Below are 10,415 nucleotides of genomic sequence, written 5' to 3'. Positions count from 1 at the left end.
GGCCGCCACTACAACGGTGGGAACACGAGGCCCCGGTCGATACCGGCGCTTCTCCGCGCTTACGCAGCGCGGCGCAGTGAGTCGGTCAGCGATTCGATGCTGGCGGCCTTGGGTTTGACCAGCCAGAACTTGCCGACGTAATCGCGGAACTCATCGAGGATCTGCTGCGCCCAGATGCTGCCGGTCAGTTCGCGGTGGCGGCTGATCAGCGTATGCAGGTGCTGGCGATGATTCTCGAAGCCCTCGGCCGAGATGCGGTGGATGTCGATCAGCTCGTGGTTGTAGCGGTCCACGAAATCACGGTCGATATCCAGCACGTAGGCCAGGCCGCCGGTGAAGCCGGCGCCGAAGTTGAGCCCGACCTTGCCCAGCACCAGCACGATGCCGTCGGTCATGTATTCGCAGCAGTGATCACCGGCGCCTTCGATCACCGCCAGCGCGCCGGAGTTGCGCACGCCGAAGCGCTCGCCGGCACGGCCCGCGGCGAACAGTTCGCCACCGGTGGCGCCGTACAGGCAGGTGTTGCCGATGATCGCGGTGTTGCGCGCCTCGAAGCGCGCGCCACGCGGCGGGCGCACGACCAGCCGGCCGCCGGCCATGCCCTTGCCGACGTAGTCGTTGGCTTCGCCCTCGACCTCCAGCTGCAGGCCGCCCACGTTGAACGCGCCGAAGCTCTGCCCGGCCGTGCCACGGAAGCGCAGGGTCAGCGGTGCATCACTCATGCCCTGGTTGCCGTGCGTGCGCGCGATCTCGCCGGACAGGCGGGTGCCGATCGAGCGGTCGGTGTTGTGGATCAGGAAGCGGTGTTCGCCGCCGAGCTTGCCGGCGATCGCCGGGGCCAGCAGGCCGTCCATCTGCGTGGCCAGGCTGTCCGGCGATTCGTACAGGCGCTGCGCGGCGCAGTGGCTGCCGGCGTATTCGGCCGGGTTGAGCAGGCGCGACAGATCCACCTTGACGCCCGGGCGCGGGGAGACCTCCAGCTGCTGCAGCAGGTCGGTGCGGCCAACGATCTCGTCCAGCGAGCGCACGCCCAGGTACGACAACCAGCCACGCACTTCTTCGGCCAGCAGCCGGAAGAAGTTCTCCACGCGTTCGGGCAGACCGGTGAAGTACTGCGCGCGCAGGCGCTCGTCCTGGGTGGCCACGCCGGTGGCGCAGTTGTTGAGGTGGCAGATGCGCAGGTACTTGCAGCCCAGCACGATCATCGGCGCGGTGCCGAAGCCGAAGCTGTCCGCACCCAGCAGTGCGGCCTTGATCACGTCCAGGCCGGTCTTCAGGCCGCCATCGGTCTGCAGCAGGGTGCGCCCGCGCAGGTCGTTGGCCACCAGTGCCTGGTGCGATTCGGCCACGCCCAGCTCCCACGGCACGCCCGCATAGCGGATCGAGCTGACCGGGCTGGCACCGGTGCCGCCGTCATGGCCGGACACAGTGATCAGATCGGCACCGGCCTTCACCACGCCCGCGGCGATGGTGCCGACACCGGCATGGCTGACCAGCTTCACCGAGACCAGTGCGCTCGGGTTGACCTGCTTGAGGTCGTAGATCAGCTGGGCCAGATCTTCGATGGAGTAGATGTCATGGTGCGGCGGCGGCGAGATCAGGCCGATGCCCGGCTTGGCGTAGCGCAGCCGCGCGATCAGTTCGTTGACCTTGTGCCCGGGCAGCTGGCCGCCTTCGCCGGGCTTGGCGCCCTGCGCGACCTTGATCTGCAGCACTTCGGCATTGACCAGGTATTCGGCGGTGACACCGAAGCGGCCCGAGGCCACCTGCTTGATCTTGCTGCGCTTCTCGGTGCCGTAGCGCACCGGGTCTTCGCCGCCTTCGCCGGAGTTGCTGCGGCCGCCGAGCCGGTTCATCGCGATCGCCAGTGCTTCGTGCGCTTCGGGTGACAGCGCACCGAGGCTGATCGCCGCGGTATCGAAGCGGCGGAACAGGTCTTCGGCCGGGGCCACCTCGTCCAGCGGGGTCGGGCTGGGCGCGGCCTTGAGCTGCAGCAGATCGCGCAGCGCCGACACCGGGCGGCCGTGGACGGCCTCGCAGTAGCGCTGCCAGTCCGCGGCATCGCCACTGCGCGCGGCGCGCTGCAGGGTCATGACCACGTCCGGGTTGTACATGTGGTATTCGCCGCCGTGCACGTACTTCAGCACGCCGCCCACATCGGGGCGCAGCAGGTCGTTCCAGGCGCGCACGGTGAGCTCGCGTGCCTCATCGTCCAGACGCGCGAAGCCGACCCCGGCCACGCGCGAGGCGGTGTCCGGGAAGCACAGGTCGACTACTTCGTCATCCAGCCCGACGATCTCGAACAGCTGCGCGCCGCGGTAACTGGCCACGGTACAGATGCCCATCTTGGAGATGATCTTGGACAGGCCCTTGTAGATGCCCTTGCGGTAGCGGCGGCCGATCTGCGACTGCTCGCCGCCCTTGCTCAGCTGCAGGATGCCGCGCCGGCCCAGATCGAACAGGGTCTGGTAGGCCAGGTACGGGTACACCGCGGTGGCACCGAAGCCGAGCAGGCAGGCCATGTGGTGCGGATCGCGCGCGGTGCCGGTTTCCAGGATCAGGTTGACGTCGCAGCGCAGCCCCGCGTTGGAGAGGTGGTGATGCACCGCACTGGTGGCCAGCAGCGCATGCACCATCGGCCGGTCGGCGACCGGGTAACGGTCGCTCAGCAGCAGCATGACGATGCCTTCGCGTGCAGCGGCTTCGGCTTCGGCGCAGATACGCTCGATGCCGGCCTTCAGGCCTTCGTCCAGGCTGTAGGACAGATCGATCAGCCGGTTCTTGTCGGCGTACTGCTCCATCTTGATCAGCTGGCGCAGCTTGCGCTGGCTGAGCACCGGCGAATTGAGAATGACGTGATTCACCGTCTCCGCGCCGGCATGGAAGATGTTGGTCTCCTTGCCGAGCTGGGTGGACAGCGACATGACGCAGTCTTCGCGCAGCGGATCGATCGGCGGGTTGGTGACCTGCGCGAACGCCTGGCGGAAGTAATCGTAGAGCGGCCGGCTGTGCTGGCTGAGCACCGCCATCGGGGTGTCATCGCCCATCGAGCCGGTGGCTTCCTGCTCGGTCTCGGCCAGCGGGCGCAGGATCTGCTCCACTTCCTCGCTGCTGAGCTGGAACAGCTTGTGGTAGCTGCGCAGGGTGCGCTCGTCGAAGGGCTCCTCGACCAGCGAGGGGTCGATCAGCTCGGTCTGCAGGTAGGTCACGCCCTGCTGCAGCCACTGCTTGTACGGCGCGCGGCCGCGGTTGATGCGGTCGATGGCGTCCGAGTCGAGCAGGTCGCCACGCTTGAGGTCGATGGCCATCATCTCGCCCGGGCCGAGCTTGCCCTTGCGCACCACGCGCTCGGCCGGCACTTCCCACACACCGGCTTCGGAGGCGACCAGGAAATGGCGGTCGGACGTCAGCATCCAGCGTGCCGGGCGCAGGCCGTTGCGGTCCAGCGTGCAGGCGGCATAGCGCCCATCGCAGGCCACGATCCCGGCCGGGCCGTCCCACGGCTCGCTGTTGAGGCCGTAGAACTCGTAGAACGCGGCCAGGTCCGGATCCTTGAACTCCAGCGACTGGGTCGCCGGCGGCACCAGGATGCGCAGCGCCTGGATCAGCTCCATGCCGGCGCTGACCATCAGCTCGAGCATGTTGTCCAGGCTCTGCGAGTCCGAGCCGTGCATGGAGATGACGGGATTGAATTCGCCGATGTCGAAGCGCGGGGTCTTCCACACCTTGCTGCGCGCCTGCGCCCACCGACGATTGCCCTCGATGGTGTTGATCTCGCCGTTGTGCGCGAGCATCCGGAACGGGTGCGCCAGCGGCCAGCGCGGCAGCGTGTTGGTGGAGAAGCGCTGATGGAACACGATCGCGCTGGAGGCCAGATCGTTGCGCTGCAGATCCACGTAGAAGCGGCTCAGCTTGTCCGGCAGCACCATGCCTTTGTAGCTGATCGCATTCGGGCTGAGCGTGGTGACGTAGTAATCGGCGTGCTCGCGCAGCTGCTGTTCGCTGCGGCGGCGGGCCAGGAACAGGGCCAGGGTGAAGGCGGCCTCGTCCTGCGCGGCGCCGGCATCGACGAACACCTGCTCGATGTGCGGCAGGGTGTCGCGCGCGAGCTGTCCGCACACGCTGGGATCGGTCGGCACCACGCGCCAGCCGACCGGCTGGCAGCCGGCCTCGCGCAGCTGGTGTTCCAGCGTGTCGCGACAGGCCTGTGCGGCAGCGGTGTCGTGCGGCAGGAACACCACGCCGGCGGCAAAGCGCGCGCCAAGCGTGAGGCCCGCCTCGGCGGCAAGCGCCTTGAGGAACACGTCGGGGCGGCGCAGCAACAGGCCGCAGCCGTCACCGGTGACACCGGCGGCGGCGACGCCACCGCGGTGGGTCATGCGCGAAAGTGCGGCGATGGCGGTATCGACCAGCAGTCGGGACGGCTGGTCGTCGAGTTGGGCGACCATGCCGAAACCACAGGCATCTCGCTCATCTTGCGGGTCGTAAAGCCCTTGGCGGTTGCGGGGGGCCATCTCTGCCTCAATGTCGGGTGAGCGGCGACACTCGTCCCCGCTCAATCCGTTGAGCGCATCTGGAGGCACCGGATGACTCGACTAGAGCATAGTTGCTGCAACGCCGCAATACACGGTTGCAGGCGCAACCAAACCCTTGTGTTTCAGGGGTTTCCCCGCCGCCTGTTCAGCCGCAGCGGACGCCGGCGACCACGTTCTTGGCATCCACTTCAACATTCAGACGCTCGCCGATGAACTCCATCGTGGTCATGTCATTCGGCTTGAGCACGCGCAGGCTGGTCGCCCCGGCATCCTGCTGGGCCTGGTTGCCGAGCTCGGCGGTGTACGGCTGGCCGACCAGGCTCTGCACCTGGGTGGCATCGCAGCTGCCCACAGGCGGTGCTTCCATCGCCTTGCCGGCCTCGTCGGTCGGTGCGGCAGCTGCTTCGGCGGCCTTCTGTGCATGGGTGGCAACCGCTTCCTGCTCGTCCATGGGCGGAGCGCTGCACGCACCGAGGACCAACAGGGCGGGGAACAGGGCAATCAGCCCGAAAGAACGCCGCACGCGGCGGAACGACAGGGACGACATCAGTACTCCAGAGAGCGAGCCAGTAAACGCTGGAGGATATCGCCAAGCGCGGTGTGAGGTGTTTGTGTTGCGTTATTGACGCGGTGCCGCACTGGCACCGGCGACACTGCGTTCCCCTGATACGCGCCGCCTCCATGAGCCCGAGCCGCACCGCCACCCCCGAAGTTGCCGCCGCCCGCCAGGCCGGCCTGCGCTATGTCAGCGATGAACTGCCGGGCATTGCCCGCCGCAAGGCCGGCAAGGGCTTTGCCTACCGTGACGCCGATGGCGCGGCGGTCCGCGATGCCGCCACCTTGGCCCGGATCCGCGCGCTGGCGATCCCGCCGGCCTATACCGATGTGTGGATCTGCGCACTGCCCAACGGCCATCTGCAGGCCACCGGCCGGGATGCGCGCGGGCGCAAGCAGTACCGCTACCACGCCGATTGGGCGCGGGTCCGTGGCGACGGCAAATTCGACCGGGTGATCGCCTTCGGCAAGGCGCTGCCGCAGCTGCGCCGCCGCCTGCGCCGCGACCTCAAACTGTCCGGATTCCCGCGCGACAAGGTACTCGCCATCGTGGTCGCGCTGCTGTCCGAAACGCTGGTCCGCGTGGGCAACGCCGCCTACGCACGGGAGAACCGCTCCTACGGGCTGACCACGCTGCGCAACCACCACCTGGCGCTGCTCAAGGGCGGCCGGGCGCAGATGCGCTTCCGCGGCAAATCGGGCCAGGCCCAGGAGATCGATGTCGACGACCGCCGGCTGGTGCAGCTGATCCGGCGTTGCCAGCAGCTGCCCGGGCAGGCGTTGTTCCAGTACCGCGATGACGACGGCACCGTGCAGCCGGTCGACTCGGGCATGGTCAACGAGTACCTGCGCGATGCGATGGGTGAGGATTTCAGCGCCAAGGACTTCCGCACCTGGGGGGGCACCGTGGCCGCCCTGCGCCACCTGGCGGCCACCGCCCTGCCAAATCCGTCCAGCGAACGTGCGTTGACCGCGCTGCAGCGTGAGGTGGTGTGCGACGTGGCCCGCTTGCTGGGCAATACGCCGGCCGTGTGCCGCAAAGCCTACATCGACCCGTGCGTGTTCGACGGCTGGCGCGAAGGCGGGCTGACGACGCTGGAGGGTTTGCGTGGGGATCGCCAGTGGGAGCAGGCCACGCTCCGCTTCCTGGCCGCTTCGCGCCGCCGCGCCTCGGCAAAGGCCAAGCGCGCGGCAGCGTGAGTCATCCGATCAGCCGCAGTAGATGGCGGTGATGTTGTTGGTGTTGCCGGTTTCGATGGTCAGCCGCTCGCCGCCGCTTTCCGCACCGGCGCTGGTCGGCGCCGCACCGCTCGCGGTCGGGCCGCTCTCCTGGCGCTGGCCGCGCAGCACGATCACTTCCAGGCTGTCGCTGTCCACGCGGGCACGTTCGACGGTTGCCGCGGACGCGGCCAGTCCGGTCGCGCCGCGCACCTTGTCGATATGGCATTGGCCGGAAATGACGCCGTCGATCGGCTGGACCTGCGCGATGGGGGTGCTGCTGCAGGCGGAAAGAGCAAGGACGGCCACAGCCGCGGACAGGTAACGAAGCATGCGACGCACTCCATGGGAATTGCGCTCAGGGTGCATCGGCGCCCGTATGCGGCGCATGAATCTCTACACGGTGTGGGCACGCTCCATTCACCGTCCCTGGCCGCCGGGGTGACCATAGTGGGGGCGCGCTTTCCAGTGTGACCCGCGCATCTGATCCGGTAACAGGAGTCGAACATGGCCACGGCCAAAACCCGTAAGACCACCAAGACCCCCACCTCCCGCAAGCGTCCGCGTCCGGCGGAGGCGGCTGCTGCGGCGGCCGAACCGCGTACCCGTACCCCGGTCGTCAAAACCGCGACCCGCAAGGCTGCCGCCACCGATCCGCGCGCTGCGCGCGTGGCGGCCCGCCAGCGCCGTCTGCAGGACCAGGAGAAAGCCAAGGACGGGCGTGTGGCGAAGAAGGCCGCCGCGTCCAAGACCAAGAAGGCTACCCAGGCGGGCACGCGTCGCCAGCCTGAGAAAATGCCGGCCGAACAGCTGGCCAAACCCGGCAACGAACACGAGATGCAGCTGGCCCCGCGCTTCCTCGCACCGGACTATCAGGGCAGCGGCAAGCTCAAGGGCAAGCGCGCCATCATCACCGGTGCCGACTCCGGCATCGGCCGCGCGGTGGCGGTGCTGTTCGCCCGCGAAGGGGCGGATGTAGCGGTGCTGCACCTGGATGAAAAGAAGGACGCGAAGATCACCCGCGAGCACGTCGAGAAAGAAGGCGGTCGCTGCGTGGTGATCGCCGGCGACGTGCGCGACCCGGCGTTCTGCAACAAGGCAGTCAAGCAGGTCGTCAAGGCCTTCGGCGGGGTCGACATCCTGGTCAACAACGCGGCCTTCCAGCTGCATTGCGATCGTCTGGAAGACCTCGAGGACGAGCACCTGCAGGAAACCCTGCAGACCAACATCGGCGGCTACATCCAGATGGCGCGCGCGGTGCTGCCACACTTGGGCGAAGGCGCGAGCATCATCAATACCGGCTCGGAGACGGGCCTGTTCGGCAGCAAATCGCTGGTGGACTACTCGGCCACCAAAGGCGCGATCCACGCCTTCACCAAGGCGCTGGCCAGCCAGTTGCTGCCACGCGGCATCAGGGTCAATGCGGTTGCGCCCGGCCCGGTCTGGACGCCGCTCAATCCGGCCGACAAGAAGGCACCGGATGTGGCCGAGTTTGGCCAGGACAGCGACATGGGCCGTCCGGCACAGCCGGAAGAACTGTCGCCGGCCTACGTCTTCCTCGCCTCGCCGATCACCGCCAGTTACATCAGCGGCGTGATCCTGCCGGTGATGGGCGGGCCGCGCGGCTGACAGACGGCATCTTGCCGAGATGGACCACCGAGGAACACCTCGGTGGTCCCCATCCGTACCGAGGCCCGATGGCGTGAGCATGCCGCCATGGCCCTCCGCCTTTCGGCGTCCATCTCCCGTCCATCCCCATCTGCAGATTGACTACGCAGCCGCAGGCGCATGGCCAGCGGCCGACCGCGGCTGACCGTTCGTCGGCACGCACCCTCCGGCACTTGACGACACCTGTAGTCAATGGCACGGTAGCGACACGTGTAGTCATAGGGAGTGCGCCATGCGCGGCAAGACCATCGGGGACCAGGAACTGGCCCTGCTGCAGTACATCGCGGAACAGGAGCGCCCGAGTGTGGGCGAGGTCGCCGCCGGCTTCGGCGAGCAGCGTGGGCTGGCGCGGTCGACCGTGCTGACCATGATGGAGCGCCTGCGCGCCAAGTCGTACCTGAGCCGCAAGCAGGTGGACGGCGTGTACCGCTATGCCACCACCAGTGGCCAGGACAGCGTGGTGCAGGGCGCCGTGGCCAGCTTCGTGGAGAAGACGCTGCAGGGCTCGGTCTCGCCATTCGTGGCGTTCATGTCGCACAAGGTGGATGTCAGCGATCAGGAACTGGCCGAGCTGGAAGCGCTGGTCGCACAGTTGCAGTCACGCAAGCGGGAGGGCTGAGCCATGGACACGATGATGAGTGAGCTGTTGATGCGGCTGGGCTGGACCAGCGTGCAGAGTGCGGTGCTGGTGGCGCTGGTATGGGGCGTGTGCCGGCTGCTGCCGCAGTTGCCGGCCGCTACCCGCTGCCGGTTGTGGTGGCTGGTGGCCGCGCAGGCGGTGCTGGGCCTGTTCTGGAGCAGCCCACTGGAACTGGCGGTGTTGCCGGCCCCGGCCGCAGTGACGGCACGGGCGATGGCGCTGCCCGCGTTCGACGCTGCCGTGCAGGCTGCGCCGGTCGCCTACGCGGCGGCCGCGGTCGATACGGCGACGATGGCGTGGTCCTGGCCCTCGCTGCTGCTGGCCCTGTGGGCCGCCGGTGTGCTGCTGATGCTGGTGCACAGCCTGCGTGGCTACCGTGCCAGCCGCGCGCTGGTGCGCAGCGCTACCGAGTGCACCGACGCCGGCCTGCAGCAGGCGCTGCAGTTGGCCGCCGAAGCGCATGGCCTGCGGCGCTCACCGCAGCTGAAACTCTCCGCGCAGATCCGGTCGCCTCAGTTGATCGGCCCGTGGCGGCCGGTGCTGCTGCTGCCGGCCCGCGAGCTGCCGACGATGTCAGCGGACGATCTGGACATGGCGCTGACCCACGAACTGATCCATCTGCAGCGCCGTGACCTGTGGTGGGGGTTGCTGCCAGCGCTGTCGCAGCATCTGTTCTTCTTCCATCCGCTGGTCCACGTGGCGGCCCGCGAATATGCGTTGGCGCGCGAAGAGGCCTGCGATGGTGCAGTGGTGGCCGGGCATGATCACTGCCGCCATGACTACGGTCGTCTGCTGGTGCAGTTGGGGGTGGCGCCTCGTCCCGCCGTCGGCGTGGCCAGCGCCTCGCCGAACCTGCGCAGCCTCAAGCGTCGCCTGCTGACGCTGCAGCAGACCCGCAGCGTGCCGCGTGTGGCCTCGTTGGCGATCACCGCGCTGTTCGTGGTGATTGGCGTTGCGCCGTTGCGTCTGGTGGCTGCGCCGCCGACACCACTGCCCGCACCTGCGGCCCGGCCGGCACCTGCGCCGGTCCCCGCGCCCGCGCCAATGCCGGCACCAGAACCGTTGCCTGCTCCGGAACCGCCCGCCGCGCCCCTTGCGCCGGAACCGCCGAAGGACCTGGATGACGGCATGTCCTTCGTCACCCACGGTCAACTCAACATCAGCCGGCAACCCGCGCAGGCGTTCGTGCTGATCGGCGGCGAGAGCAATTTCGTCGATGCGGCCGTCGCTGATCTGAAACAGGCACGACGCGATGCCGGCAATGATCAACCGGCGCTGTGGGTGCGCCGTGGCCAGGACCGCTATCTGATCCGCGATCCGGCGGTGCTCAAGGCGCTGGGACACGCCCAGACGGAAGTGGCCGCGCTCGGAACGGCACAGGCCGAGCTGGGCAACCGCCAAGCGGTGATCGGGCAACAGATCGCGGCGGCATCGATGCAGATCACGGCCGATGCAATGGCCTCGGTGGATGTCAGCGCGGTGGTCAACAGCGCTATCCGCGATGCCGGCTTGGACGCTGCTGTCGAAGCTGACCGGGCGGCCCGCCAGGGGGCTCGCCAGTCACGTGCAGCGGCGTCGGCTGCCAGCCAGGCCGCACGTGAAGCACGTACCGCCTCCGCCAGGGCGGTGGATGCCCGGCAGATCACGCTGGTGGCGCGTGAGCAGGCCGAACTGGGTAAGGAACAGGCACGCCTGGCGCAGCAGCAGAGTGTGGCCTCGGCGCGTGCGGTGCGCGACGTGCGCACCGCGATCGATCAGGCGCTGGCCAGTGGCAAGGCGCAGCGCCTGCGCGACTGATC

General features: G+C 68.3%; 7 protein-coding genes. 4 read left to right on the top strand and 3 right to left on the bottom strand.

The window, feature by feature from the left end:
• Nucleotides 1–59: 59 nt before the first annotated feature.
• Both gltB and ACE026_RS00600 read right to left on the bottom strand, forming a co-directional pair.
• Nucleotides 60–4,514, bottom strand: a complete 4,455-nt coding sequence (gene gltB, locus ACE026_RS00605) for a glutamate synthase large subunit (protein WP_486037042.1) — start codon at nt 4,512–4,514, stop codon at nt 60–62.
• A 166-nt stretch (nt 4,515–4,680) separates the two neighbouring features.
• The gene (locus tag ACE026_RS00600) at nt 4,681–5,082 is read right to left on the bottom strand and encodes an I78 family peptidase inhibitor (RefSeq protein WP_486037040.1); all 402 of its coding nucleotides are present in this window, start codon (nt 5,080–5,082) and stop codon (nt 4,681–4,683) included.
• A gap of 134 nt (nt 5,083–5,216) precedes the next feature.
• Between ACE026_RS00600 and ACE026_RS00595 the strand changes: the two genes are divergently transcribed.
• Nucleotides 5,217–6,290 (top strand): DNA topoisomerase IB, encoded by a 1,074-nt coding sequence (locus ACE026_RS00595; protein ID WP_486037039.1) that lies wholly within the window; start codon nt 5,217–5,219, stop codon nt 6,288–6,290.
• 9 nt (nt 6,291–6,299) lie between these two features.
• Here ACE026_RS00595 and ACE026_RS00590 read toward each other — a convergent pair whose 3' ends face one another.
• Nucleotides 6,300–6,641 (bottom strand): hypothetical protein, encoded by a 342-nt coding sequence (locus ACE026_RS00590; protein WP_486037037.1) that lies wholly within the window; start codon nt 6,639–6,641, stop codon nt 6,300–6,302.
• Between the two features lie 174 nt (nt 6,642–6,815).
• Here ACE026_RS00590 and ACE026_RS00585 point away from each other — a divergent pair, with 174 nt between their 5' ends.
• From ACE026_RS00585 to ACE026_RS00575, 3 genes are all read left to right on the top strand, one after another.
• Nucleotides 6,816–7,937, top strand: a complete 1,122-nt coding sequence (locus ACE026_RS00585; protein WP_486037035.1) for an SDR family oxidoreductase — start codon at nt 6,816–6,818, stop codon at nt 7,935–7,937.
• A gap of 271 nt (nt 7,938–8,208) precedes the next feature.
• Entirely contained in the window at nt 8,209–8,595 is a 387-nt protein-coding gene (locus tag ACE026_RS00580) for a BlaI/MecI/CopY family transcriptional regulator (protein ID WP_486037033.1), read from the top strand.
• A 15-nt stretch (nt 8,596–8,610) separates the two neighbouring features.
• Entirely contained in the window at nt 8,611–10,413 is a 1,803-nt protein-coding gene (locus ACE026_RS00575; RefSeq protein ID WP_486037031.1) for a M56 family metallopeptidase, read from the top strand.
• Nucleotides 10,414–10,415 lie beyond the last annotated feature (2 nt).

It is taken from the genome of Stenotrophomonas sp. AGC87, from assembly GCF_057333975.1.
The sequence above is the reverse complement of the archived record's forward strand: the minus strand, read 5'-3'. Positions and strand labels throughout refer to the sequence as shown.